The sequence below is a fragment of the Lentibacillus juripiscarius genome (assembly GCF_042685205.1).
GTDB lineage: Bacteria > Bacillota > Bacilli > Bacillales > Amphibacillaceae > Lentibacillus > Lentibacillus juripiscarius.
On the sequence record NZ_JBHUNA010000001.1, the window covers coordinates 60,438 to 87,419 of the forward strand.

Consider the following 26,982-nt stretch of genomic DNA (forward strand, 5'->3'; position numbering starts at 1 on the left):
ACACTTATTTTCGCTTTTTGTTTGATTTTTTCATTAACTGATTTTTCGCCTTTTCCTGCTGTTTTTTCATTTTTTTCTTATATCCAGGTTTAACCTTTTTATACTTCTTGACCTTTTTCCAGGCCATGTTATCTGCATCTTGGTCCGTTGTATCGTCTTTCTTCCGGTCATTCCGGAACTTGGAAGGTTTCCATTCACCATTTTTGACATCCCAAAAAGCAACGGGAAGCCCCTTTTGTTTTAATTTTTCCATCAGACGTATGTCATTATCGTCATAGAGACTGATCACTGTTCCTTCCATACCGGCACGTGCTGTCCGACCCGCACGGTGTACATAAAAGTCTGTTTCCTTTGGCAGTTGCGCATTAATAACATGGCTGACCCCTTTAATATCCACACCGCGTGAAGCAAGATCGGTCGCCACGATATACTGATAGCGGAGGTTCTGTATCTCTTTCAGGACACGTTTTCGTTCTCTTGGTGCCAGTCCACCATGTATGAGCCCCGTATCAAGCCCTTTTTGCTGCAGGGAACTGGCCAATGCATCTGCATTTTCTTTTCCGTTTGTGAAAATAATGGCCAAATATGGCTGAATCGTTTCAGAAATCCCTGCAATCACTTCTGCAGGATCACGGTTTTTCAATGGTATAAACCGGTGTTCCAATGTTTCTGGCGATAATGCATCGTCGACTTTGACATGCAGCGGGTTTTCCAGGTATTTACGGTAAAAATGTTCAAGCTGCTGTGGAATGGTGGCGGAAAATGCCAGTAACTGGATATCTTGCTTTGCCCGGACCAGCAGCTGATCCACATCCTGAATAAAACCAAGTTCAAGCATGAGGTCAGCCTCATCAATCACGAAGGCTGATGCAATATAAATGGAAAGGCTTTGCTCTTTTACCAGGTCGAGCATCCTTCCAGGAGTTCCGACGACAATATGCGGCGGTTCCTTCAACTTTTCCATCATTTTTTGCTTATCCATTCCTCCGACCAGCAGCTTGGCAAACCAGGTTCCTTTCTTCCCGGCGTAATCAATAATTGTTCTCACTTCATCATATATTTGTGTTGCCAATTCTCTTGTTGGCGCGGTAATGACAAGTTGCACTTCCCGCTTTTCCGGGTCAAGACGGTTCAGTAGCGGGAGAAGGTATGCGTGTGTTTTCCCGGAACCTGTCTGTGACTGGCCAATAACGCTTGTCCCTTCAAGAACAGCAGGGATCACTTGCTCCTGAATGGCCGTTGGTTTCTTAAACTCCAGCTTATGGATGACATCTGTCATGATAGGCCGGAAGTTGAATTGGCTAAAATGTTCAGTCATGTTGGGTTACTCCTTTTTATCAAGCTGTATTTATTCATAAATGACGGAACGATAAGGTAGCGTGTAAAAATGCTCAGACAGTTTGGAAAGGATTTGTATTGGCCTGGGATACCATTACTTGCAGCCCGTCCGTTTGAAAAGCCTCATCAAGGTAGGCCTTCGTATAGTCTTTCATCACTTTTTCTGCATAATGACCAGGGTCAATCACGGACAGATCCAATTCCTGTGCATCCTGGGCCGAATGAAATGTCATGTCTCCAGTGATATATGCATCTGCACCCATTTTCATTGCTTCCTGAATATATTTTTCCCCGCTTCCGCCAAGAATAGCTACTTTTTTTACTGGTGCGGACAAATCACCGGTTACCCTTACGTTTGGGATGTCGAACGTTCTCTTGACACGTTCACACAATTCCGCCAATGTCAGGGATTCATTCAGTGTTCCCATTCGTCCCAGCCCATAAGAAGTACCGCTGTTTTCGACTGGGTACAAATCATAGGCAGCCTCTTCGTATGGATGTGCTGCAATCATTGCCTCAACCACGGACGGCAAATCCTTCTCCGGTATAATGGTTTCCAGTTTGACTTCATCGACAAATTCCAAGCTGCCCTGCGACCCAATATACGGATCAGTTCCCTCAAGCGGTTTGAACGTTCCTTGACCAGCTGACTGAAATGTGCAATGGCTATAGTCCCCAATGTGTCCTGCGCCCTGCTGACTCATGGCTTCTCTGACATTGTCTGCATGCGTTTCTGGAACAAACACAGCTATTTTAACCAGCTTTTCTGTATAGTTTTCAACAAGGATCTCTCGATTATCAATACTAAGCAAATCACAAAGCATATCATTTACTCCGCCATTAGCAGCATCAAGATTCGTATGTGCTGCGTATACGGTTATATCGTGGGCAAGCAATTTACGGATAACCCGGCCTTTAGGAGAGTCTGTGTCCAGCTGTTTGAGCGGTTTGAACAGCAAAGGGTGGTGAGCAATAATTAAATCAACATTATTTTCAATTGCCTCATCCACTGTTGATTCCAAAACGTCCAAAGCAATCATCACCCTATTCACCGACTGTTGCGCTGAACCAATCTGCAACCCCACGTTATCCCAATCATACGCTAAATATTTTGGCGCCCACACTTCCATGGTCCTGAAAATATCCGCGTTACGGACAGTCATCTTCCACTTCCTCCTTTATCCACAATAATTCTTTTTCAAATGAAGCTATTTTTGCAGCTTCCGGCACTTTCGCATGTTTCATTTGCTCAATGATCCGGTGCCGTTTCTTCCGTTCCTGTTCCCATTTTTGATAAAACAAATCCGATTTCTGTTGCAGAAGACGAGGGCCGAACAAAAGCTGTTTACCAGTCAGCTGTTGTCTCCCGGTATGTTTATCACCGACAATAATTTCATATATATGGCCATTTTCTTCAAGCAAGACTTCATCCATAATGACATAGCCGTGAGTCGAAAACCATTTTCGGACATCCCGTTCATCCGTGTTGGGCTGGGCAATGATACGCTTGGTGCCGGCCATACGATCGCTGCCATGTTCAAGAATGGCCCGAATCAACGAGCCCCCCATGCCCGCAATCACCACTGCGTCCACTTCACCGGGAGAGAAAACCTTCAGCCCATTGCCCAGGCGGACATCGATTCGGTCTGACAAGTTATAAAAAGATACGGTTTCCCGTGCACGCTGAAAAGGGCCTTCATTCACCTCTCCGGCAATGGCCTGTGCAGTTAAGTCTGAAAGGCAAATATATGAAGGTAGATAGGCATGGTCAGATCCGATATCGGCAAAACGAATTCCCGGTGGTACAAAAGAAGCCGTTTCTTTAAGCCGCTTGGAAAGGTTTACGGTATTGTTCATCTCATACTCCTTCCCTCTATAATATTTCAAAGAACAAAAGAGCAAGCCTGCTGCATAATACCAGTAAGCTTACTCTTTCAGACGCTTGCATGATGTCTTTTACTTTTGTTCTGAAAGCCACTGTGCCAGAGCATCAGCTTTCTTGCCCTTTACAATTCCTGCGGGCATGTTCGGAGGGAAACCGTTAGCGATTATTTCTTTAATTTCTTCTTTTGAATAATCACTGCCAACCGAAGTCAGGTCCGGTCCGACTCCACCGGATAAATCACTTCCATGACAGCTTGCACAGTTGCTCTGGAAAATTTCTTCCCCATTCGCTGCAGTTTCTCCGCCTCCGGATCCTTCATCCTGGGACTTTTCCTGCTGTTCCTCTCCCTGCTTCTCTTCGCCATTCTGTTCGTCCTGAATTGCCTCCTGCTGATTCAGGCCGACAACCGATATAACAATGACTAAAAGTATTCCGAGAGCGGCGGTTAAAGCATAGGGTATAACCGGATTCTTCATTGCTGTTCCTCCTTATGTAATTCCATTATAAAATGATAGAACTATATATATATTCTATCCAAAAAATGATCACCTTTAAAGGAAAAAGGTGTGACATTTTTTTAACAATGTAAATAAGATGACTATCGAACGATTTCAATTTTTATGTTATGCTATACTATAGATACATTTTGAAACCGCTTTTTTGCAAAAATATGTATGAACAGTCATTGCACACGAAAACTGTGCTCAATGACTGAAATACACTATTCAAGAAAATCCTTAAGTCGTTTGCTGCGGCTAGGATGCCTGAGTTTTCTGAGTGCCTTCGCTTCAATCTGGCGGATGCGTTCCCTTGTAACACCAAATACTTTTCCTACTTCTTCCAGTGTTCTTGTCCGGCCGTCATCGAGCCCAAATCGCAAACGCAACACATTTTCTTCGCGGTCGGTCAAGGTATCAAGGACGTCTTCCAACTGTTCTTTCAGCAATTCATATGACGCATGGTCTGATGGAGAAACAGCTTCCTGATCCTCGATAAAGTCGCCAAGATGGGAGTCATCTTCTTCACCAATTGGCGTTTCAAGTGAGACTGGCTCTTGTGCAATTTTAAGAATTTCTCTAACCTTATCCGGCGGCAGTTCCATTTCTTCCCCGATTTCCTCAGGGGTTGGTTCCCGTCCGTAATCCTGCAGCAGTTGACGCTGTACCCTGATTAGCTTATTAATCGTCTCAACCATGTGTACCGGTATACGGATGGTCCGTGCCTGATCCGCTATAGCGCGTGTGATTGCCTGTCGAATCCACCATGTTGCATACGTACTGAACTTGAAACCTTTTCGATAATCAAACTTTTCTACTGCCTTGATCAAGCCCATATTCCCTTCTTGAATCAAGTCAAGGAATAACATACCGCGTCCAACATAACGTTTGGCAATACTTACAACCAGGCGCAAATTGGCCTCAGACAAACGCCGTTTTGCTTCTTCTTCGCCATTTTCGATACGGGTTGCAAGATCAATCTCTTCTGCAGCAGACAATAGATCTACTCTGCCGATTTCTTTCAGGTACATGCGTACAGGGTCGTTTATCTTGATGCCAAGCGGAACACTCAGGTCATTCAGATCAAACTCTTCCTCTTTCGCAATTTCCTGCATTTTTGGGTCTTCCTCAGAATCTCCAATTACTTCCACACCCTGATCTGTCAGGTACTCATAAAATTCATCCATCTGTTCCGATTCAATCGAGAAACTGGACAGACGGTCGGCAACTTCTTCATAAGCCAGGACACCGCGCTTTTTGCCCATCTCAACCAGTTGTTCTTTTGCCTGATCAAGCGTAAGCTCACTATTATTATCCTTTGTTTGTGAAGGCTTATTTTCGGCCATGAGTCCCCCTCCTTCCAACTGCATTCAATTTATATTCTTCCATTGCTTCTGAAGTTCAATGATCCGCATAGCTATTTCTGCGGCTTTAATCGGATTGTTTTGCTGCTCGGCCAGTTTTTGTTCCTCTTTCAGTGACTGAATGTTTTCCTTATTAACATGTTCTGCCCGAATTATCCGTATATAATCATTGATTTCATGATCTGTTATATCATCCTGAACAGAAAGCATAGCAATTTCCGTGACTACCTTCTTTAAATTCTCATCTTCCAGCATTCCAATAAATTTACTCACATCTGTTTCATTATATTCCTCATAAAAGGCATATAGGTGCGTGGCAATAATTTTATGCTCTTCAATGTTAAAGGATGCACCTATTTCCTCCTGCACTTTATCAGTAATGGACGGGTCTTGCAACATATATGCAAGCAGCTGCCGTTCCGCATTATGAAACGCGGGCAGTAATTTTTTCGGCTTTCCAATTTCCGGTGCCTTATTAGTATAACTGTTCCTGCTGCTCTTATCCTTGACAGTTCCCATCTTTTGCCGATGTGATTGTATTTGCTGGGTCAGTGAATCCATGGAAATATCATACTCACTGCTCAGCTCTTTTAAGTAATATTCCCGCTCAACGGAACTGTCAATCGTTGCAAGGTGTTCCAGGACCCTCTCTATATACTGTATGCGGTCACCTTCCAGAGTAAGATTAAAGTCTTTTTTGAGATACCGCATGTAAAAACTTGTAAACGTAAGGCTTAATTTGATAACCTCATCTTGAAAGGCTTCCCCTCCGAATTCCATAATAAAACTGTCAGGGTCCATATTTTCCCTTAAGTTGGCAATCTTCACGTCACACCCGGCCCTTTGGAGGATCCCCGCAGCTTTATATGTGGCGTCATTGCCTGCATCGTCTGCATCATAGCATATGATGACTGTGTCGACATACCGCCTTAGGAGCCTGGCCTGCGTCTCTGTCAGGGAAGTGCCTAATGTCGCGACACCGTTCTTCACGTCCGCTTGGTATGCGGAAATGACATCCATGTACCCCTCGAATAGAACGGCTTGATTCTGTTTACGAATATGTTTTTTGGCAAGGTCAAAATTATAAAGAATCCGCCCTTTTTGAAATAGCTCACTTTCAGGACTGTTTAAATACTTTGGCTCCTGACCTGCTAAAGTCCGCCCGCCAAAAGCAATTGGTTTACCCAGGTGGTTGCGGATTGGAAAAATGACCCTTCCCCTGAACCTGTCGCTCACACTGTTGTCTTCGTGCTGTGATAGGAGACCGGATTTAATAAGTGTCTGCTGGTGGAAGCCTTTTTTATCAAGGAAAGCAGCGGTAAAATCTTTCGCTTCCGGTGCAAAGCCAAGTTGAAACGCGTCAATTGTCTCGTCCGTTATCCCCCGGTCTTTCAGGTATTGGTAGCCTTTTTTGCCATCTTTCGTAAAACGCAGCAAATGATGGTAAAGTTTGGCCACCCACTCTGATGCAGAAAGTATCTGCTGATTTTCCGGCGAGACGGATGACTGCTTTTCCTCAACGGCTTCAGGAAGTTCCGTTCCGCTCCGGTTCGCAAGAAACTGTAAGGTTTCATAAAATGTATAGCCTTCCATTTCCATGATAAAGGTTAGAACATTTCCGCCCTTTCCGCAGCCAAAGCAATGGAATATCTGTTTCTCCTGCGCCACCGAAAAGGAAGGGGTCTTCTCACCGTGGAACGGACAAAGCCCAAAGTAATTTCTTCCCTGTTTCTTTAATTGAATGTACTCCCCAATGACATCAACGATATCATTGGAGGTACGCACTTGTTCAATTACCTCTTCAGATACTTGACTAGTCATATGGACCACCATGCTTTATATTTCTATACACACGAAAAAAATCCTTCAAGTTTCGACAATCTTTTTCAGCAAGTCGAAAAAAATTTCCTTCCAAAGCTTGTTTAACATAAAGAAGGACTAATTGCTCACTTTCCTATTGTACCTCTTGTATCACCTCGGTAAACGTGCTGTCAGACATCTTACATACTTGTATTCTACACCTGAGTCGTTTTTCCTTCCTGGATTGCAATGTTTTATTTTTCTGAATATCTGAGACTCCTGTGAAAACAGATGTGCGCACTCGTTTATACATTTTTTACACAAATTATAATTATAATACAAAATAATATAAAATACCAACAAAAAATTTCACTTTTTTTCTTATTTCATGCCCATAAGCCTAAACACAGAAAACATCCTGCACTGCTGCAGAATGTTTTCGTCAAAGGAAGACTTATTTCGTCATCCGCAAGATTATGTTTGCCGTCTCTTCCACCGCTTTATGGGAAACATCAACGACTTTACATCCTATTTTTCCCACAACCTGATCAAAATAATCAAGTTCCTGATGGATCCTCTGCATATTTGCGTATGTGGCCTGATCACCAAGGCCTAATGCTTTCAGTCTTTCCTTTCGTATATCATTCAGTTTTTCGGCATTTATTCGTAAACCAATACATTTAGCTGGGTCAACTTCGAACAGCTCTTCAGGAGGATCAACTTCAGGAACAATCGGAACGTTAGCAACCTTTAGCCGCTTATGTGCCAAATATTGGGATAAAGGTGTTTTGGATGTACGGGACACACCAATTAAAATTATGTCAGCACGGGCAATCCCGCGAGGATCCCTTCCGTCATCATACTTTACTGCAAACTCAATGGCTTCGACCCGCCTGAAATAGTCCTCATCCAGTTTATGGACAAGTCCCGGCTGCATATGCGGACTTCTGCTGAATATCCGCTCCATTGCATTCAGCATTGGCCCCATGATATCAATGGCTTCCAGGTTCTTGTCATCCGCCTGTTCATTCAAGTATGCACGCAGTTCGGGATCAACGAGTGTAAACCCGATGAGTGCTTCCTTTTCCAGTGCCAGCTGCAATGTGTCGTCAATCGTTTGTTTGTCTTCCACATATGGAACTCGCTGGATGCGGTATTCTCCATTGTTGAATTGGCTTAGGCCTGCTTTTATGACCAATTCTGCTGTCTCGCCAACCGAATCCGAAAGAACGTAAACAAGTGGCTTACTATCCATGGATAGACTCCCCCTCTCGTATTAATACTCATCCATTATCAGTTCAACAAAAACTTTCGTAATCGTTGTTTTCGTAATCCTTCCGACGATTTCTTTCCCGGCATCGGTTTCTTTAACGACTGGCAAGCCGTCAATCTGTTTGTCAATCAGCTTTTTGGCGGCATCGACCATCAGATCATCCCGATGGCAAATTGTGATGTTCGGCATTCTGGTCATAATGATATGAACTGGAATAGCATCCAATTCCTGATTGCCGATACTGGCCCGGAGCAAATCTTTCCGGGACAGGACACCAGTCAAATTGGAATGCGTATCCACAACAAATAACGTCCCGACATCTTCAAGAAACATAGTAGAGATGGCATCGTATACAGAAGCCCCCTCTTTCACCACAATCGGGACAGACTGATATTCGTATACTTTAAATTGCTTAATTTTTTCAGTCAGTAACTCGGTCCCAGTCTTGCCTGTGTAAAAATAGCCAACGCGCGGTCTTGCGTCAAGGAAACCTGCCATAGTCAAAATGGCCAGATCGGGCCGCAATGTAGCCCTTGTCAGATTCAGCCTTTCCGCTATTTGTTCACCGGTTATCGGACCATTTTCTTTGACAATTTCAATTATTTGATCCTGTCTATTGGATAATTCCACCTTTTTCACCACCTGTGCGTTCAAATGTGACATACTACCTTACAATATTATAGCCTATTCATGGTGAAAAAGGAAAGCCAGTCAGCTTATGCAAATTGCTGTTTCCACTCAATGACAGATAAATCCGCGTAACTGCGGATCAACGCTGCAATATTATTCACTAGCGAAAGACGATTTTCACGAAGTGCTGCATCATCGGACATGACCATGTTTTGATCAAAGAAAGCATGTATCGGCTGGGCGAGCCTTCCCAGCTGCTGCAAAGCCTGATGAGCATCCTGCTGTTCATTTGTGTGCCGGAAAGCCTCCTTTGTTTCCTGTAACGCATCATATAATTCCTTTTCGGATGCTGTCTGGAACATAGCTGGATCAATCTTAAACCGCTCCGTTTTTCCAGCTAAATTAAGCGTGCGGACAAGGGCTTCCTGAATCGGTGTAAACTCCGGATTGTTCCGCTGCTTCGATAATTCTTCAGCTTTTGCCATTGTATAAGCCATAACACCAATATCATCATGCAGCACCGCCTGAATGATATCCTGCCCGGCTGTTACACTTTTTAGGAGGTAGGCAGCACGTTGTTTGAAAAACTGATCCAATTCCGTCCCGGCTTTTTCCTGATCTGACTGTTCAATCCCCGTGTCCAGATAAAGACTTTGTGCCAATTCCAGCAGTGATTCAACGGTCATATTCCAATTGCGCTCGTGAAGTATTCTTAACAGCCCAATCGCTTGACGTCTTAAACCATACGGATCATGTGACCCGCTCGGGATTAGTCCTGCTTCGATACAGCCAACAATGGTATCCAGTTTATCCGCCAGACTGACCATTGCACCTTCACGTGTCTCCGGAAGTTTTCCGTCAGCCTGGACAGGGAGATAGTGCTCTGCTATAGCGTGGGCTACTTCTTTATTTTCTCCGGCATTTAATGCATACGTCTCTCCTATGATTCCTTGCAGATTCGTAAATTCATTGACCATATTTGTCGGTAAGTCAAACTTACAAATCTCAGCTGCTCTGGCAGCATCTGCCTGTACCTTGCCATCCAGAGCAAGCCATTGTGACAGCTGTTCTGTAATCTTCCGGATTCGTTTCACTTTATCACTGATTGTTCCCAGTTTCTCCTGAAAAACGATACGTTCCAATTTATTTAAGTAGTAATCAATGGTTTGTTTCTGGTCTTCTTCAAAAAAGAACTGTGCATCGGACAATCTTGCACGAAGTACTTTTTCATTCCCTTTCTTTACCGTTTCAATCGCATGGTCATCTCCATTGCGTACACTGACAAAGTAAGGTAGCAGCTTATCATTTGTATCTTTCACAGGAAAATAGCGCTGATGCTCTTTCATTGATGTAGTAAGCACATCTTCCGGAAGGTTTAAATACGCAGAATCGAAGGATCCGGTGAAAACCGTAGGATACTCAACAAGATTGCGCACTTCCTGTAGAAGCTCGTGGTCTTCCGGTATCTGAAAACCATGTTCATCTTCCAGGTCAGCCAGCCCGTCGGCAATTAATTGCTGCCGTCTCTGCGGATCTGCAATAACATACTGTTCCTCCAGTGCTCTCACATAATTTGCTGGTGATGTCAGTGTTACTTCATCACCCAGAAAACGATGGCCATACGTCTTATTTCCGGTTTTAACACCCGCTATTTCAAACGGAATGACTTCATCGCCAAACAATGCCACAATCCAGCGAACAGGGCGTGCATACCGCAGTGACTGCTCCGCCCAGCGCATATTTTTCGGGAATGAAATTGACTCAATTATTCCCTTGAAGGCTGGCAGCAGTTCCTGTGTGTCCTTGCCAATGACCTGGTTTTCAACAAAAATGTAGCTGGTTCCTTTTACATCTTTCGTATAAATATCATCAACCGTTTTCCCCTGTCCTTTGGAAAAGCCGATTGCTGCTTTCGTCCATTCACCGTTCTCGTCTTTGGCAATTTTCTCTGCTGGTCCTTTCACTTCTTCCCGGACAGATTGCTGTGATTCAGCCACTCCGCTGATTTCGACTGCAAGTCTGCGTGGCGTTGAAAAAGAAGCGATTGTTTCATAATTAATGCGCTGTTCTTTAAGCCACGTTTGCGTATTCTGAAGCAGCTGTTTTTCTGCATCATCGACAAAACGTGCCGGAAGCTCTTCCAAGCCTATTTCCACCAATATATCTTTAGCCATTACTCTGCCTCCTTCTTAAGCATTGGGAAACCTAAACGTTCCCGCTCGTTCACATATGCTTTCGAAATGCTTCTTGCAAGATTGCGGATTCTGGAGATATACCCCGTTCGTTCTGTCACGGAAATAACTCCTTTAGCATCAAGCAGATTGAATGTATGAGAGCATTTAAGAACATAGTCATAGGCAGGGAAAACGAGTCCCTTTTCCATTGCAGCTCCCGCTTCTTTTTCATATTTCGAAAAGAGCTCAAACAGCATATCTGTATCAGATTCTTCAAACGTATATTTGGAATGTTCATATTCCGGCTGGAAAAAGATATCGTTCAGTGTGACACCATTTGTCCATTCCAGCTCAAACACATTTTCCTTGTCCTGAATAAAAGATGCAAGCCGCTCTATACCATAGGTGAGCTCAACGGAAACAGGACTTGCTTCCAGTCCTCCTATTTGCTGGAAGTAGGTAAACTGGGTAATTTCCATCCCATCAAGCCAAACCTCCCAGCCAAGCCCTGCAGCACCCAGCGTTGGGTTCTCCCAGTTATCTTCCACAAAACGGATATCATGCTCCAATGGGTCAATCCCCAGTGCCTTCAATGATTCCAGGTATAAATCCTGAATATTATCCGGGGATGGTTTCATAATAACCTGGAACTGATGATGCTGATACAGCCGGTTGGGATTTTGTCCGTAACGGCCGTCTGCAGGTCGTCTTGATGGTTCTACGTATGCAACATTCCATGGTTCGGGACCAAGGCTGCGCAAGAGTGTCATTGGTGACATCGTGCCGGCCCCTTTCTCAACATCATACGCCTGCATTAATATACAATTCTGGTCAGACCAGTGTTTCTGCAGTGTTAAAATGATTTCCTGTATTGTCATCATTTCATCCTCCATTTCCTAAACAATATAAATACCCGCCCCCATGTCTTTATACAGACATAGGGACGGGTTCATTCCGCGGTTCCACCCTACTTGCTCTTGTAACTAAGAGCCACTTTCATATACTCGCTTGGGAGTGCCATTCCTTAAAGTCCTGCTGCCCGGCTTACACCATCCCAGGTTCGCTAAAAACAGGGGCCCATAAGTACTACTCTCCTTCGTTGCCAGAGTCACTTATTAAATATGTATAAAATATAACCGCACTGATCCTGTTTTGTCAAGAAGACAGTGCTACAATAGTTTATCCAATTGATGCAGAAACCGCTTTGATTTCAAATAATACCCTCCATAAGCATCATAATACGCATCCATCATTTTGCGGAGCAGTTTCCTATTTTCTTCCTTGACGGAAATGGTTCCAACGCGCTCCAGTCCCACTTCAGCAAATATCCTTAGCAGTTGTGCCTGTTTGGTAGAAAGCTGAACTGCCTCCGGATCCTTATGTTTGCACTGCGGGCAGAGGAGTCCACCTTCTGCAATGGAAAAGGCAAACGGACCTTCTTTCTGTCCGCAGTGGACACATTGATCAACAACAGGACTGAATCCTCCCCTGGCAAATACTTTTAATTCATACATCATAACGGGAACCGCCGCATCCTCATGCTCTGCCATCCACTGCAGTGTCTCATGCAGCTGGTTATACAAATCCGGATCAGGCGACTGGGAGTCAGTCAATTTTTCGGTTAGTTCGGCGATATAGGAAGCATAAGCCGTTTTGATGATGTCTTCTCTGACTTTTCTGTTGGCATTAATGACATCTCCCTGCTGAATTGTACTCAATCCTGAGTTGACGTAAACAAAGAATTCACCAATGATGAATGGCTGCGTAACTGCAGCCATTCTGCTTTTTGGTTTCTTGGCCCCTCGGGCGATGGCAGCTATTTTTCCAAGTTTATTGCTGAACAATGTTACAATCTTGTGCGTTTCTCCATAATCTTGTGTCTTTATGACAATACCTTGCATTTTTTCAAGCAAACAGTCTCACCTTCTATGGATAATGCTGGCCAATTTACAACTCCAGATTGGCAGATGATGTTTCCGGTTCTCCCTGCTGGTCGGCCTTATCTGCAGTTGACTTATTTTTTTCAAGCTCTTTCAGTAATAAATAGGTTTCAATGTTTCCTGTTTGACTGAATAACTTCCAAGTAAAGTCGATCACAAGAAACCCCGCCTTTCTTTAACATGTTTATAACGACTGCAGTATTATGTTTTCCGCATATGGTGAATCAATGAGTATTAAAATTTACCAAGTCTAATATTCGTCGCTGCGATACCCGAGTTCCTCAAGCTGTGATTGTTTGTTGCGCCAGTCTTTCTGGACTTTCACCCAAAGTTCAAGATAAACTTTGGAACCGAGCAGTGCTTCGATATCTTCACGTGCCTTTTGGCCAATACTTTTCAGCATTGCTCCCTGCTTGCCGATAATAATCCCTTTTTGTGTCTTTCGTTCAGTCACAACGGATGCCTGAATGAAGATAGCGCCGGACTCCCTTTCTTCCAGGTTTTCAATAGTAACCGCAATGGAATGGGGGACTTCTTCCCTTGTCAGCTCCAGGACTTTTTCCCGGATAAACTCGCTTATGATAAATCGTTCCGGGTGATCGGTTACATAATCATCCGGGTAGTATTGCGGCCCTTCCGGCATATGATTCTTAAGATCTTCAAGCAAACTGCTGATATTATTGCCGTGCAATGCGGAAATAGGGAAAACTGCTTCAAAGTCATACTTGTTCCTGTATGTGTCTATTAATGGCAGAAGGTTATCCGGATGAACAAGATCGATTTTATTAATAACGAGAAAAACTGGACGATTAACCTTCTCAAGCAAATCCAGTATATATTGATCCCCTTTCCCGTAGCCTTCCGAAGCATTCACCATAAACATTACTGCATCTACTTCATTCAGGGTATCTTCGGCTGATTTCACCATAAAATCCCCTAATCGGTGTTTGGGTTTATGAATTCCCGGTGTATCAATAAACACAAGCTGTGAATCAGCGCTGGTCATTACACCCTGAATCCGGTTCCGTGTTGTCTGCCGTTTCTCACTCATAATGGCGATTTTTTGGCCAATAACATGATTCAAAAATGTTGATTTACCTGCATTCGGTCTGCCGATGATGGTTATAAAACCTGATTTAAATTCGTCATTCATGATATATATCCTCCGAAGCATCTGCTAATTTTTATCATACTATAAATGCATGTCCATTTCATGCTTATGGACAAAACCTTTAAAAATAACCATTATTTCAACAAGAATTGACAAATAATGGTGGAAAAAATAACCTTCACTAACGGAAGGTTCACTCTATAAGCAAGGGTTCAAAAAGGAACAACCCCTTTTATGGCATATAGTTCAGGAAGGAAAACAAACAGCCCTGCTGCGGCAGCAAAAATAGCTGCTATAAGCACTGCACCAGCTGCAATATCTTTAATTATTTTCACACGGGGGTGGATGTCGGGTTTCAGGTAGTCCATCGTTTTTTCAATAGCCGTATTAATAAGTTCGGCTGTCAGTACCATACCCGAAGCCAGCATAATGATTGCCCACTGAGACGTTTCGATACGGAAAAATACTCCAGTTGCCACAACTAGAAAAGCTGCCGCAAGATGGAACCTAAAATTTCGCTCCGTTCTAGCCGCTTCCTTTAGTCCATTCCATGCGTGGGCAAAACCAAACACTGATTTTTTCGGATTACCGTTCAAGGCCAAATTCACCCAGTATCAATTCCTGTTTTTGAAACATGGCTGCTTCTTCGTCTTTGTTCATATGGTCATACCCGAGTAAATGCAGGAAACCATGTACTGTCAGAAATCCAAGTTCCCTTTCCAGCGAATGTCCATATTCCTCTGCCTGTTCTATTGCCTTATCGACAGAAATAACGATATCGCCTAATACAAGCGGCAAATCTTCGCCAATAATCGCCACCTCATCATCCGTGCTTTCCTGCATCGCAAATGATATAACATCGGTTGGTCTATCCTGCTGACGGTAATTCCGATTAATTTCCTGAATTTCCCTATCGTTAACAAATATGACAGACAATTCCGCCTCGTTGGCAATGACCTCTTTTTCTGCTGCAAACATGAGCAGACGCTGCAGCATATCAATATTATCAGCCTGGACAGATTTTGTTTCATCATGAAAATCAATATGCATGATGTTTGCCCCCTTCCCTAGGATTATCGCTTCCAAAACAGTTTCATTATCCAACACATGTAAGTCCACTATACAAATGTGCGCTGCTGCAGATCAATAGATCCTGCTATTGCCTGTCAAGCCTGTAGCTGTGCTGTTTGTTTATCTCGAGGCCAGCTGAGATACAGAAATAAGACCCGCTGATTGGGGTCTTACACTGACTGTACACCTACTTTGCTTGTTCATAAGCATCAATGATTTTTTGAACCAATGGGTGCCGGACAACATCCGTCTGATTTAAATGAATAATGGATATGCCATTTACAGATGCCAGAAGTTCATTAGCTACCCGCAAGCCGGATTGGACTCCTTTAGGGAGATCGACCTGGGTTATATCACCGGTAATGATCATTTTCGATCCGAAACCAAGCCGGGTCAGAAACATTTTCATTTGTTCGGGAGTCGTATTTTGAGCCTCATCCAAAATGACAAAGGCATCGTCAAGTGTCCGCCCCCGCATATAAGCAAGCGGGGCAATCTCTATGGTGTCGCGTTCGATTAAGCGCATCGTATGTTCACTTCCCAGCACATCATGCAATGCATCGTATAGCGGGCGTAAATACGGATCAACCTTTTCCTTTAAGTCACCTGGCAAAAAGCCTAGACTCTCCCCTGCTTCTACGGCAGGGCGTGTTAAAATAATCCGCTTCACCTCACCATTCTTTAGTGCACGGACTGCCATGACCACTGCAAGATATGTTTTGCCTGTTCCGGCCGGCCCAATGCCAAAAACAAGGTCATTGGATTTAACGGCTTGAATATAGTGCTTTTGTCCCAGGGTTTGAACACGAATAGATTTCCCTTTCGCATTCTTCGTAATCTCGTCTTCAAAGAGGGTTTCAAACTGACTGATTTTCCCCTTTTTGGCTAAATCTACGGCATATACGATATCCCGTTCGGTTATATCGATACCTTTTCGTACAATGGAAAGGACTGTCAGCAGGATATCTTCCACTAGTGCGATCTGTTCATTTGTGCCTGAAACACTTACATGTTCTCCTCTTGTGACGATGGACACATTCAACAAGTGTTCCAGCTGTTTTAAATGTTTATCGTTTGTCCCGAATAAGGTCAGCGCCTCATTGGGATTTGCAAGTTGCAGCTCGATTGTTTTCAAGTTTTCTGACATAATCAATCTCCTTGGTCAATTGGTTCCTGTCTGACAATATCTTCTTCAGCAACCATATACAAGATTAATTTCACTTTACCATTCTCCGTTGATTGATGCAAAATATTTTCCGATTTAATTTTCGCATCAGGGCCAAGTTTCAGCTGCAATTCTTTTTTGGCTTGTCTGATTCCAGCTTCGATCGCCTCTTCTTTACTCCTTTTGCCCTGCTGGTGTTTTTTCTCGCTTACAGTGGTTTCAACAAACTTTATAGGGAGTTTCCATTTAAAAAAGTATAAATCTTTCTCATTGCGTTCGCGGTGGGCCTGTTTATAATCAGGGTCTCCGAATCCCCAAATCGGTAATTCAAATGAATTTAATTTCAAATGGTATTTCTTTTTCTTCTCACCGGTCAGCAAATCGGTACTGGCAGTCAGCGGTACGGTCACTTCTGTCTCATACCATGTTTTTGCTATTACTTCACCTTCTGCAGCAGTCAGCTCAGGACTCTCTTCGTCTTCCTCATCATCACTGGCATCGGCGTTTTCGTCATCAGCTGTAGGCATCTTGCCTGATACGAGGACATCCCCTTTTTCCACATAGTCATTTACGCGAACCATCGGCTGTCCTTTAGCAACATACATTTTTTCGATGACACCTTTTTTGGAAGCCACCAGGTTCCTAGGTCCATCCACTTCTTCCTCTTCCACTATTGTTTTTTCAACACCTTCCAGCACGAAGGTTGTCCCTTTTTGGTGTACCCCAATCCAAAGCAGTTCAGGAATATCATTCATTAATTGCTGCTGGATTTCACTCGGTGGATCAAGCGTAAATGTCCATGATCCCCGATGGATCCCGTATTCATCCAGTTGCTTGCTGATTTTCTCCTCCAGATCCTTAGGGACATTTGTTATCTTGACTTCCCATATGATATTAGAAAGGCTAAAAATAAGCAGCACACTCAATGTGAGAGCAAGCAGAACTTCTTTTCTCCTGATGAACTTCTTCATTAGAAAAGGAAAGCCCCGTTTGCTGGTGAATGTCAGTTTATAGTTTGTCCCCCATTTTTGTTTCCTTAACCCGGAAATGTCTTGTAACTTAATATTTCCGCTACAGACATTTTCCGATTTCTTTTGAATATTCCAGACCATAATACCCTGGCTGGCACATCTTTGAAAAAATAATTCCGGATACCATCCCTCAACCCGGACTGTAACGTATCCGGTGATGAAGGAACCTTGTATAAGTTTCATGGCAGCCTCCTTCAAACAGGTTTTATTCGGGAATGAACTTCACTTCCTTGATGGTTCCTTCCAGCAATATTTCTTCAGGAAGCATCATTTTTAGGACAAACGATGAACCTGTAATTTGCACATAGCCTTTATTCGTTTTCAGCCTTAGCTCCTTATCTGAATAGACAGCTAATCCTTGATGGTTTTCAATATAAACATGGAGTTCGCCGATGATGGTAATTCTCGGAAGTTCCATCATGACATCGGAAGGAAGTGAAAAATACTTTGTAAGCCATGGAGCGATCTGCTGTTGCCATTTCTTCAATGATGTGGCCCCCTCTCACAACCATATTTATGATGAAAGAAGCAGGATAAGAACAAAAAAGCACCATTATCAGGCGGGCTTTTCAGCGTGCCGATAATGGTGCTAGGGCATTATTCATAACTCTTCATTTTTTGCGCTGGGCAATAATGCTGCGGTAAGGCTTTGTTGCTCTCGGCTGGCCCAGTACTTCTGACATGATAATACCATTCACTAAGCCGGAGCGACTCAGATTCTTACGCATATTTTTTTTAAGTTTTTGCTGTTCCAGTGCTGCATCTGTCGCAGGCTTTCCGGTGTGATGCTCTAAGTCTGTGTCATGCTGTTGTTCCGGTTCTTCCTGGTTTTTATCGCCGCTGTCCATGCGTTCTGCCAGCTGTTCTCGCTGTTTCTTCTGGATTTCCTCAATCGAAGCTGTGGCAGCGGTCGGCTGAGTTTCATTCCCTTCGTTCGGATTCGCATCAGAACGGCGGGTTTGTTTAGGTACTGTTTCCGGCGGGGCACTTTTCCGTTTTGGTACAGGTTCCGCCGTTTCGGACTTATCTTTAAACAAACCGGAAATGGCCCCAATAATGGCAAGGACAGCTAGAATAATCTCCACTGTACCCCTCCTCGCTCAAGCAATGACATCTTATTTCTCATCGTTATTATTATCTTCATCATCCTGGGTCAATTTCCCGATGGAGCCGCGCATGTCTGTGTCGGCATCAATGTTTTTGTAATTCATGTAGTCCATGACACCCATGTTCCCTGAACGCAATGCTTCTGCCAGTGCACGAGGGACATCTGCCTCTGCCTCGACAACTTTTGCACGCATTTCTTCCACACGGGCAACCATTTCCTGCTCTTGTGCCACGGCCATGGCGCGTCTTTCTTCCGCTTTGGCCTGTGCAATATTCTTGTCAGCCTCTGCCTGGTCTGTTTGCAGAATGGCACCAATGTTCTTGCCAATGTCAACATCCGCAATATCAATCGACAGAATTTCAAACGCTGTTCCTGCATCCAGCCCTTTGCCAAGGACATTGTGTGAAATCGAATCAGGATTTTCCAGAACTTTGGTATGTGCCTCGGAACTACCAATCGTGCTGACAACACCTTCCCCTACTCGGGCAATAACTGTATCTTCACCAGCACCACCGACCAGACGATCAATATTGGCTCGGACGGTAATACGTGCTTTTGCTTTCACTTCAATCCCGTCCATTGCAATACCAGCAATAAATGGCGTTTCGATAACTTTTGGATTAACACTCATCTGAACGGCGTCAAGCACATCACGTCCGGCCAAATCAATTGCTGCCGTCCGTTCGAATGATAGTTCAATATTGGCGCGCTGAGCAGCAATCAGAGCATTTACCACTCTGTCCACATTACCACCTGCAAGGTAGTGACTTTCCAGCTGGTTCGTTGTCACATCCAGCCCTGCCTTATGCGCTTTAATCAGCGGATTAATGACTCTTGATGGCACTACCCGACGCAGACGCATCCCAACAAGGGTAAAGATTCCCACTTTTACGCCTGCTGCCAGTGCACTGATCCACAGCATCACCGGTATGAACGTAAATAATACTGCGAGCACTATCAGAATGATAACGGCTATAATAATCGGCATCCATTCCATTCCCATTTTAATTCCTCCCTCAAATGTATTAAAGATATTTCCCGAATACTGCTGCGCAATCCATTATGAATCATAATTCTCTAACGATTACACGAACACCTTCCACTTTGATTATTTTCACAGGTTTATTTTTTTCAATGAAACCTCCTTCCGTTACTACATCCAACCGTTCATCATTAAATACTGCTGTGCCTGATGGCCGCAGTGGGGTTATCGTTTCCCCTTCAAGGCCAATGAGTTCGAGCCGATTTTCTGAGGAAACATAGCCTTTTTCGGTTGTTGTCTGATCCTCCAGGATAAAATTACGGAAAAATCCTTTGCGCATTCCCATCTTCCTAAACATGATAACAGCTGCAATAACAGTGACGATAAAGGCAATACTAATGCTCATTGTCATATGACCCAAATCCTGACCGGACATCAAAAGCGAGCCAATAATTGCTACAAATCCAAGCAGGCCAGCAATTCCGCCAGGCAGGAAAAATTCTGCAATCACAAGACCGACTCCAATAATCAGCAAAATGATTGCTTCCATTCCTGCCAATCCAGCAACGGCATGCCCGTAAAAAAACAGGACTAGTCCGGCTATTCCCATGATCCCCGGAATTCCAAATCCCGGTGAAAACAATTCCCCAATAAGACCAAGGCTAGCTATCGATAGAAGGATTGGTACAACAACTGGATTGGTAATAAACCGGGCAATATGTTCCGAAATGGTCAATTCTTTTTCCACAACAGCAGCTTTCTGTAATCCCAAATCTTTGAGAAGTGCTTGGCGATTTTCTACCGTGCCGTCTGAATAACCAACATCTTTTGCATTACTTGGTCCCAACGTAAGATATTTTCCTTCCCCTGCTCCATACTTGGGAAGATCAATACTCGGATTAGCCATTGCCGCTGCATACTGGGGATCCCTTCCTTTTGATTCTGCAGCGCTCTTCATGGCAGACAGCCAAGCAGACTGTGCTTTTTTATCCGCGGCGGTACCATCCTGGTTAATCACCCCGCTTGCCCCCATTGTCGCATTAGGCTTCATATAAATATTATCTGTATTCAATGCGATATAAGAACCTGCAGAAAGTGCTCTATTGGTGATGAAAGCAGTTGTTTCAATTTTTAATCCCTGCAGCAATTCACCAATTTGTTCAGCAGCAGCGACTGCCCCCCCAGGCGTGTCGATTTCAAACAGAATATGGTCGGCACCTTTTTCTTCTGCTTCACTCGTCGTCCGCTGCAGGAATGCTTTCAGTCCCATTTCCACTTCTTTTTCAATGGGAATGACATAAACTTGCTTACCACTTCCATCGGCTTCGTCATTGGCCTGAGCAGAGATAACCTGAGCTGTAGCAAGTACAAACGCCAAAACAGCCATCATGGATATTATGTATTTTCTCAGTCTTGTACTCCCCATCCATTTTCACCCCTTTTTGCGAATCCAGCACTTTACTATACGATTTATATGTGTGAATAGTTTCATTTAATTTTGCTAAATCAGATTGTGTGTGGAATCAGCAAATCAGACAAGTGTCAGTTACACCCGTCAGGTCTATTATGGAAAGAGGCCCTGCCAGCTGTGGCAGGGCCTCCCATTCAAGCATTTAAATGTTTTTGAACAAGTTTATTAATTCGTGCACCATCAGCTCTTCCCTTTACCTTGGGCATGATGGTGTTCATCACTTTCCCCATATCCTTCTTGGAAGTAGCATTAACTTCCTGGATTGTTGAGGTAACAACAGCCTCCAGCTCTTCTTCTGTGAGCTGATGCGGCATATATGCTTCTATCACATTGATTTCTGTTTCGAGCTTACTGACAAGATCATCGCGTTCGGCTGATTTAAATTCTTGGAGGGAATCCTTCCTTTGTTTCAATTCTCTTGAAAGAACTGTCAATTCTTCGTCTTCAGAAAGATTTTTCTTACCAAGTTTAATCGTTTCATTCTGCAATGAAGCCTTTATCATACGTATTACTGCAAGTCTATCTTTCTCTTTACGCTTCATCGCCTGCTTCATGTCCTCGTTCAGCTGTTCAACTAGCGGCATATGCCTGCACCTTCTTTTTACTTACGTTTCCTAGCAGCCTCTGACTTCTTCTTGCGGCGTACACTTGGCTTTTCATAATGTTCACGCTTACGGTATTCCTGCAATGTACCACTCTTAGATACGTTGCGTTTAAAGCGACGAAGAGCATCTTCAAGAGACTCGTTTTTACGAACGCGAGTGTGATTTGACATGCTAATTTCCCTCCCTCCGAAGCAAAGACAAAAATGTAACGACATGTGATGCAATGCCACATATCACTGCTAATTATAATATAACAGCATACCTAGGTCAACTTAAATATTATTGTTTTTTGCATTAAAGTGAAACTTCATTCAGTGGTAGGTTCCTTTCCCCCACTGAATGTTAGTTGAACGAATCAGGAATTTACGGGCTGTTGATCCCCCACCTTCACGTGTATGGTTTACTCACGTTTAGAAGTGGGGGTGTTACAGTCCGTTAATGCGTGATAAATGCCATTTTAATAGGATGACGTGCCTTCTTCACCGTTAACAATTGCTACACCGGCACTTGCGCCGATCCTTGTCGCACCGGCTTCAATCATTGCTCTGACTGTTTGTGTATCCCGGATGCCGCCGGATGCTTTTACTCCCATTTCACTGCCAACAGTCTCGCGCATCAGCCTTACGTCTTCAACAGTGGCACCGCCTCCGGAGAAGCCTGTGGATGTTTTTACATAATCTGCCCCTGCTGCACTAGCAAGCTTGCACGCGCGAATCTTTTCTTCTTCATTTAATAGCGATGTTTCTATGATTACTTTTGTCAGTGCGCTCCCATTTGCAGCTTCTACAACTGCTTCGATATCACGCTGGACCGCCTGATTATTGGATGCTTTCAGTTCTCCAACATTCAGCACCATATCAACTTCCGCTGCACCATCACTCAACGCCTGTTTCGTTTCATAAACTTTTGACGCTGTGCTTGTTGCACCAAGCGGAAAACCAATCACCGTACACACTTTTACATCCGTGTCTTTTAGGTTTTCATAACAATAGGGAACCCAGTATGGATTGACGCAAACGGATGTAAAGCTGTATTCACGTGCCTCACGAACAATCTCGGCTATCTTGTCCTTGCCAGTTTCAGGCTTCAACTGGGTATGATCAATATATGCTGCAAGTTCTGCGCTCATGGCTGAAACTTCCTTTCGTGTATTGTGATCTTTTCTTATCTCATCATAGCATGTCCGACTTATAAACTTAAGAAAAAACTCCCCGGAAGTTCCGGGGGGAATTAGGAAGGCAGTTTATCCGCTGCTTCTGCGGCATCGTCCATAACACGAACAAAAACACCTTCATTATATGGATATCCCGATTTCGTGATCTTTACGCGCACCAGTTTCCCGATCAATTCCGGTGAGCCACTGAACCTTACTTTCAAGTAGTTATCTGTATATCCTTGCAGGAGATTGGCATTATCCTCATCCACCTGCTCTTCTGGAATGACTTCCAGTACTTCCTCTTCATAATCAGAGGCATAATTTTTAGCAAGCTGATTGGATAGATCAATCATCTGGTTTACTCGTTCATTCTTGATATCGTCATCAACTTGGTCATTCATCCGGGCGGCCGGTGTACCAGTTCTTCTTGAGAATGGAAACACATGGAGTTCGGAGTAGCCAATCTCACGTACAAATTGGTACGTTTCCATGAACTCTTCTTTCGTCTCACCCGGAAATCCAACAATGACATCGGACGTAATAGCCAGACCAGGCAGTGCTTTTCGGATTTTATCAACCTTTTGTTTATAGTAGCCAGTAGAATATTTCCGGCGCATACGGTGCAGCACACTATCTGATCCAGCCTGCAGCGGAATATGCAGATGACGGACAATTTTTTCCGATTTGTCCAGTACATCAATCACTTCATCCGTAATCTGGCTCGCCTCAATCGACGAAATGCGGATCCTCTTCAGACCATCCACTTTTGTTTCCAGTTCCTTCAGCAGCTTGGCAAAATTGTAGTCATTCATGTCTTCTCCATACCCTGCAGTATGAATACCGGTCAGCACAATTTCTTTATAGCCGGCTTCGACCAGGTTTTGCGCCTGTTCAATCACATTTTCAGGCTCCCTTGATCGCAACAGGCCTCTGGACCATGGGATGATGCAAAACGTGCAAAAGTTGTTGCACCCTTCCTGGATTTTTAAAGACGCACGCGTGCGGTCAGTAAATGCCGGCACGTCCATCTCTTCAAATACACGGTTTTTCATGATGTTGGAAACACCATTGATTGGTTCACGCGTCTTTTGGTGTTCTTCTATATAATCAATCATTTTCTTTCTGTTCTGTGTCCCGACGATGACATCAACCCCGGGAATTTCCATGATTTCGCCTGGTGAAGTCTGGGCATAGCAACCTGTTACACAAACGACAGCGTCGGGATTTTTCCGGACTGCCCGCCGGATGACCTGCCTGCTCTTTTTATCCCCGGTATTAGTGACCGTACACGTATTGATGACATATACATCCGACTGACGGTCAAAGTCAACCCGTTCATACCCGTGTTCCTTAAACATGTTCCAAATGCCTTCTGTTTCATAATGGTTAACTTTACACCCCAGTGTATGAAAAGCAACTGTTGGCATTTATTCACACCCCATTTCTTCAAAATGATACGAGATACTTGCCAGTGCATACATAGCAGCCGTTTCCGTCCTTAAAATGCGTGGACCCAGACGAACAGGTGCAAATCCTTCCTGCTTCATCACGTTTGCCTCATTCTCAGAAAAGCCACCTTCTGGGCCAATCACAATCAGCACATGGTCCCCTGGTTTAAACCTTGCCACCGACTGAGCGAATGTTTGAAATGCATCCGTTTTTGCTTCTTCTTCGTAGGCGAACAGTTTCCTCTCAAAGCTCTGGCTCTGTTCCATTAATTCCTTGATTGCCATAGCCGGGTGAAGCTGCGGGATTTTATTGCGATGGCACTGTTCACTGGCTTCTTTTAAAATTTTGGAATACCGGGCCATTTTCTTTTCTGCCTTTTTGTCATCCCATACCACAACAGAGCGCTCTGCCTTGAGCGGAATGAATGCAGATGCCCCCAGCTCTGTTCCTTTTTGAAGGACAAGTTCAAATTTATCCCCCTTCGCCAATGCCTGGACAATGGTAACTGATACAGGGGACTCGTTTGATGTATCCATCCATTCTTTTATTTCAGCCCTGACTTCATCTGCGTTCATGCTGGTTATGGTACAAATTGCAGCCTGTCCATCCGGATGATTGCAGATAATCTCATTGCCAGTCTTTAGCCGCATGACACGTGTGACATGGTGTGCATCATCACCCGTGACATAAACTTGTTCATCTATCCAGTTTTCGGAGGGTACAAAATAACGCTGCAATTCAGGCACCACTTTCGTTATCAATCTTTTTAGCCGCAATCGATATCCAATCTTCCATTTCATTTACCTCCAAAATGCGAAACCCGGCTTCTTCCAATGCCTCCTGCACCGCTAGATGTTTTTCCTTGATAATACCCGATGTAATAAAAACACCATCCGGTTTCAGGTTGTTCCAGGCATCATCGGTAAATTGCACAATGATATCTGCTAAAATATTTGCAACAATCATGTCGGCCTTCATGTCGACTGATTTAAGCAGATTATTCTGTTTAACCGTTATCAGTTCTTGCAAACCGTTCAATTCAGCATTTATTTTCGTGCTATTCACAGCCACATCGTCCAGGTCAAAAGCATGAACTTTACTTGCTCCCAGCAATCCAGATGCAATGCTTAACACACCTGAACCACACCCAACATCGAGGACAACATCCTGTTCATTTATGTATTGTTCAATTGCACGAATACTTTGTGCGGTAGTGGGATGGGTTCCCGTCCCGAAAGCCATCCCCGGATCAAGTTCAAGAACAACTTCCTCTGCAGCAGGCTCATATCTTTCCCATGTCGGGATAATCGTTACCTTGTCAGAAATTTTAACAGGCTTATAATATTTTTTCCAGGCGGTTGCCCATTCTTCCTCATTTATTTCACTTACAGTCAATTGATTTCTGCCCAAATCAATCCCAAGCCGCTCCAATTCATTAATGGCCTTCTTCATGGCATCTACTGTTTCCCCAAGCTCACTGTTTACTGGAAGATAAGCCTTGACATGGACACCGTCTGCTGGATAATCATCGGGGTTCAGCTCATAAACCTCACCAAAAAATGTATCCCGCTCCTTAATCAGTTCAGCAGGATCCTCGATGACAACACCACTGGCACCTTGTTCATGTAAAATATTTGAAATTGGCTCAACCGCTTCATTTGTTGTATGGATACAAATTTCAGACCATTTCACGTTTGTTCACCCATTCCCTGATATCGTCTATACCTTTTGACGTTGTAAAAAAGCCCACGTTCAGTGGGCAATACAGAAGCTACAACGGTCTTGACGGCATACTTAGCTCTTAAATGCATTTTTGAAACGCTGGAACAATGATCCTTGCTCATCCGTCGATTCATTACCGCCAATTTCGTTAAATTCACGCAGAAGTTCTTTTTGACGGTCAGTCAGTCTGCTTGGTGTAACCACTCTGATTTGCACATGCTGATCGCCATGACCATACCCGCGCACATTGGGAGCACCTTTTCCTTTCAGTCGGAAGACTTTCCCTGTTTGCGTGCCGGCAGGTATTGTCAGCATCACTTTGCCATGAACCGTTGGCACTTCTACTTCGTCACCCAGAGCAGCCTGTGCAAACGTTATGGGCAGTTCGCAGTAGATATGATCCCCATCACGTTCATAAAACTCATGCGATCTGACTTTGATTACGACAAACAAATCTCCTGGAGGCCCACCATTGACACCTGGCTCTCCTTTACCAGAAACGCGGATCTGATGGCCTTCGTCAATCCCTTTTGGAATAGAAATATGAATCGTTTTGTTCTCTTTCACTTTACCGGAGCCACCGCATGTGGTGCATTTTTCCGGAATAATTTTTCCGCTGCCGTTACAGTGGTGGCATACACGACGGTTTACAACACGGCCGAATGGTGTGTTCTGCTCCATATTCAATTGGCCGGATCCCTTACAATGGGAACACGTTTCTGCTTTTGTTCCAGGTTTGGCACCTGAGCCATGACAGGTATCACAATTTTCTTCTTTTGGTATGTTGATATCTGTCTCTTTACCGAAGATGGCTTCTTCAAAATCCAATGTCATCGTATACTGCAAATCAGCACCTTGCTGCGGAGCATTCGGGTCGCGTCTTCTGCCGCCACCGAAGAACATATCAAATATATCTCCGAAACCGCCGAAGTCACCAAAATCCTGTGCACCACCAAAACCACCAAAGCCTTGTCCCTGTGCTCCGGCATGGCCAAATTGGTCGTATTGCGCACGTTTTTGTTCATCACTTAATACTTCATATGCCTCTTTGGCTTCCTTAAATTTATCGGCTGCGTTTTCTTCTTCACTGACATCCGGGTGATATTTTCGGGCCAGTTTACGGTACGCTTTCTTGATATCGTCTTTTGACGCATCATTTTCAACACCAAGCACTTCATAATAATCGCGCTTACTCACTTGTACATCACTC

28 protein-coding genes are annotated in these 26,982 nt (G+C 44.0%); all 28 read right to left on the reverse strand.

What is annotated here, in order from left to right:
* Positions 1-4: 4 nt before the first annotated feature.
* Positions 5-1,318 (reverse strand): DEAD/DEAH box helicase, encoded by a 1,314-nt coding sequence (locus ACFSUO_RS00375; RefSeq protein ID WP_382389938.1) that lies wholly within the window; start codon positions 1,316-1,318, stop codon positions 5-7.
* Positions 1,319-1,391: 73 nt separating this feature from the next.
* Positions 1,392-2,501, reverse strand: coding sequence for a Nif3-like dinuclear metal center hexameric protein (locus ACFSUO_RS00380; RefSeq protein WP_382389939.1), 1,110 nt, complete (start codon positions 2,499-2,501; stop codon positions 1,392-1,394).
* A complete protein-coding gene (locus ACFSUO_RS00385; protein ID WP_382389940.1) occupies positions 2,488-3,195 on the reverse strand; it encodes a tRNA (adenine(22)-N(1))-methyltransferase in 708 nt (235 codons plus the stop codon). The genes ACFSUO_RS00380 and ACFSUO_RS00385 overlap by 14 nt, the downstream gene beginning before the upstream one ends.
* Before the next feature lie 99 nt (positions 3,196-3,294).
* On the reverse strand, positions 3,295-3,699 hold the full coding sequence (cccA, locus tag ACFSUO_RS00390; protein ID WP_382389941.1) for a cytochrome c550: 405 nt from the start codon (positions 3,697-3,699) through the stop codon (positions 3,295-3,297).
* A 245-nt stretch (positions 3,700-3,944) separates the two neighbouring features.
* Positions 3,945-5,066: an RNA polymerase sigma factor RpoD gene (gene rpoD / locus ACFSUO_RS00395; protein ID WP_382389942.1), complete on the reverse strand. Its 1,122-nt coding sequence runs from the start codon at positions 5,064-5,066 to the stop codon at positions 3,945-3,947.
* A 24-nt stretch (positions 5,067-5,090) separates the two neighbouring features.
* A complete protein-coding gene (gene dnaG / locus ACFSUO_RS00400; RefSeq protein WP_382390210.1) occupies positions 5,091-6,905 on the reverse strand; it encodes a DNA primase in 1,815 nt (604 codons plus the stop codon).
* A 433-nt stretch (positions 6,906-7,338) separates the two neighbouring features.
* On the reverse strand, positions 7,339-8,139 hold the full coding sequence (locus ACFSUO_RS00405; protein WP_382389943.1) for a pyruvate, water dikinase regulatory protein: 801 nt from the start codon (positions 8,137-8,139) through the stop codon (positions 7,339-7,341).
* A gap of 21 nt (positions 8,140-8,160) precedes the next feature.
* Complete coding sequence (locus ACFSUO_RS00410) at positions 8,161-8,820, reverse strand: helix-turn-helix transcriptional regulator (protein WP_382389944.1); 660 nt, start codon at positions 8,818-8,820, stop codon at positions 8,161-8,163.
* 53 nt (positions 8,821-8,873) lie between these two features.
* Complete coding sequence (glyS, locus tag ACFSUO_RS00415) at positions 8,874-10,961, reverse strand: glycine--tRNA ligase subunit beta (RefSeq protein ID WP_382389945.1); 2,088 nt, start codon at positions 10,959-10,961, stop codon at positions 8,874-8,876.
* Complete coding sequence (gene glyQ / locus ACFSUO_RS00420; protein ID WP_382389946.1) at positions 10,961-11,839, reverse strand: glycine--tRNA ligase subunit alpha; 879 nt, start codon at positions 11,837-11,839, stop codon at positions 10,961-10,963. The genes glyS and glyQ overlap by 1 nt, the downstream gene beginning before the upstream one ends.
* 291 nt (positions 11,840-12,130) lie before the next feature.
* Entirely contained in the window at positions 12,131-12,874 is a 744-nt protein-coding gene (gene recO, locus ACFSUO_RS00425; protein ID WP_382389947.1) for a DNA repair protein RecO, read from the reverse strand.
* A gap of 34 nt (positions 12,875-12,908) precedes the next feature.
* Entirely contained in the window at positions 12,909-13,058 is a 150-nt protein-coding gene (locus tag ACFSUO_RS00430; RefSeq protein ID WP_382389948.1) for a YqzL family protein, read from the reverse strand.
* Between the two features lie 93 nt (positions 13,059-13,151).
* Positions 13,152-14,054, reverse strand: coding sequence for a GTPase Era (gene era / locus ACFSUO_RS00435; RefSeq protein ID WP_382389949.1), 903 nt, complete (start codon positions 14,052-14,054; stop codon positions 13,152-13,154).
* A gap of 170 nt (positions 14,055-14,224) precedes the next feature.
* Positions 14,225-14,608 (reverse strand): diacylglycerol kinase family protein, encoded by a 384-nt coding sequence (locus tag ACFSUO_RS00440; protein ID WP_382389950.1) that lies wholly within the window; start codon positions 14,606-14,608, stop codon positions 14,225-14,227.
* Positions 14,598-15,062 carry an rRNA maturation RNase YbeY gene (gene ybeY, locus ACFSUO_RS00445; RefSeq protein WP_382389951.1) on the reverse strand — a complete coding sequence of 155 codons (465 nt, stop codon included), beginning with the start codon at positions 15,060-15,062 and terminating at the stop codon, positions 14,598-14,600. The genes ACFSUO_RS00440 and ybeY overlap by 11 nt, the downstream gene beginning before the upstream one ends.
* A 208-nt stretch (positions 15,063-15,270) precedes the next feature.
* Positions 15,271-16,230, reverse strand: coding sequence for a PhoH family protein (locus tag ACFSUO_RS00450; RefSeq protein ID WP_382389952.1), 960 nt, complete (start codon positions 16,228-16,230; stop codon positions 15,271-15,273).
* A 2-nt stretch (positions 16,231-16,232) separates the two neighbouring features.
* Positions 16,233-17,462 carry a sporulation protein YqfD gene (gene yqfD, locus ACFSUO_RS00455; RefSeq protein WP_382389953.1) on the reverse strand — a complete coding sequence of 410 codons (1,230 nt, stop codon included), beginning with the start codon at positions 17,460-17,462 and terminating at the stop codon, positions 16,233-16,235.
* 22 nt (positions 17,463-17,484) lie between these two features.
* Positions 17,485-17,766: a sporulation protein YqfC gene (yqfC, locus tag ACFSUO_RS00460; RefSeq protein WP_382389954.1), complete on the reverse strand. Its 282-nt coding sequence runs from the start codon at positions 17,764-17,766 to the stop codon at positions 17,485-17,487.
* Positions 17,767-17,890: 124 nt separating this feature from the next.
* Positions 17,891-18,364, reverse strand: coding sequence for a hypothetical protein (locus ACFSUO_RS00465; protein ID WP_382389955.1), 474 nt, complete (start codon positions 18,362-18,364; stop codon positions 17,891-17,893).
* A gap of 30 nt (positions 18,365-18,394) precedes the next feature.
* Positions 18,395-19,390, reverse strand: a complete 996-nt coding sequence (floA, locus tag ACFSUO_RS00470; RefSeq protein WP_382389956.1) for a flotillin-like protein FloA — start codon at positions 19,388-19,390, stop codon at positions 18,395-18,397.
* Between the two features lie 64 nt (positions 19,391-19,454).
* Positions 19,455-20,795: an NfeD family protein gene (locus ACFSUO_RS00475; RefSeq protein WP_382389957.1), complete on the reverse strand. Its 1,341-nt coding sequence runs from the start codon at positions 20,793-20,795 to the stop codon at positions 19,455-19,457.
* 179 nt (positions 20,796-20,974) lie between these two features.
* Positions 20,975-21,424, reverse strand: a complete 450-nt coding sequence (locus tag ACFSUO_RS00480; RefSeq protein WP_382389958.1) for a GatB/YqeY domain-containing protein — start codon at positions 21,422-21,424, stop codon at positions 20,975-20,977.
* A gap of 17 nt (positions 21,425-21,441) precedes the next feature.
* A complete protein-coding gene (gene rpsU / locus ACFSUO_RS00485; RefSeq protein WP_382389959.1) occupies positions 21,442-21,615 on the reverse strand; it encodes a 30S ribosomal protein S21 in 174 nt (57 codons plus the stop codon).
* Between the two features lie 287 nt (positions 21,616-21,902).
* Positions 21,903-22,574, reverse strand: coding sequence for a deoxyribose-phosphate aldolase (deoC, locus tag ACFSUO_RS00490; RefSeq protein ID WP_382389961.1), 672 nt, complete (start codon positions 22,572-22,574; stop codon positions 21,903-21,905).
* A 101-nt stretch (positions 22,575-22,675) separates the two neighbouring features.
* The gene (gene mtaB / locus ACFSUO_RS00495; RefSeq protein ID WP_382389963.1) at positions 22,676-24,028 is read right to left on the reverse strand and encodes a tRNA (N(6)-L-threonylcarbamoyladenosine(37)-C(2))-methylthiotransferase MtaB; all 1,353 of its coding nucleotides are present in this window, start codon (positions 24,026-24,028) and stop codon (positions 22,676-22,678) included.
* The gene (locus ACFSUO_RS00500) at positions 24,029-24,811 is read right to left on the reverse strand and encodes a 16S rRNA (uracil(1498)-N(3))-methyltransferase (protein ID WP_382389965.1); all 783 of its coding nucleotides are present in this window, start codon (positions 24,809-24,811) and stop codon (positions 24,029-24,031) included. It lies immediately after the preceding gene.
* Complete coding sequence (gene prmA, locus ACFSUO_RS00505; protein WP_382389967.1) at positions 24,789-25,742, reverse strand: 50S ribosomal protein L11 methyltransferase; 954 nt, start codon at positions 25,740-25,742, stop codon at positions 24,789-24,791. The genes ACFSUO_RS00500 and prmA overlap by 23 nt, the downstream gene beginning before the upstream one ends.
* A gap of 102 nt (positions 25,743-25,844) precedes the next feature.
* On the reverse strand, positions 25,845-26,969 hold the full coding sequence (gene dnaJ, locus ACFSUO_RS00510; RefSeq protein ID WP_382389969.1) for a molecular chaperone DnaJ: 1,125 nt from the start codon (positions 26,967-26,969) through the stop codon (positions 25,845-25,847).
* Between the last annotated feature and the right edge of the window lie 13 nt (positions 26,970-26,982).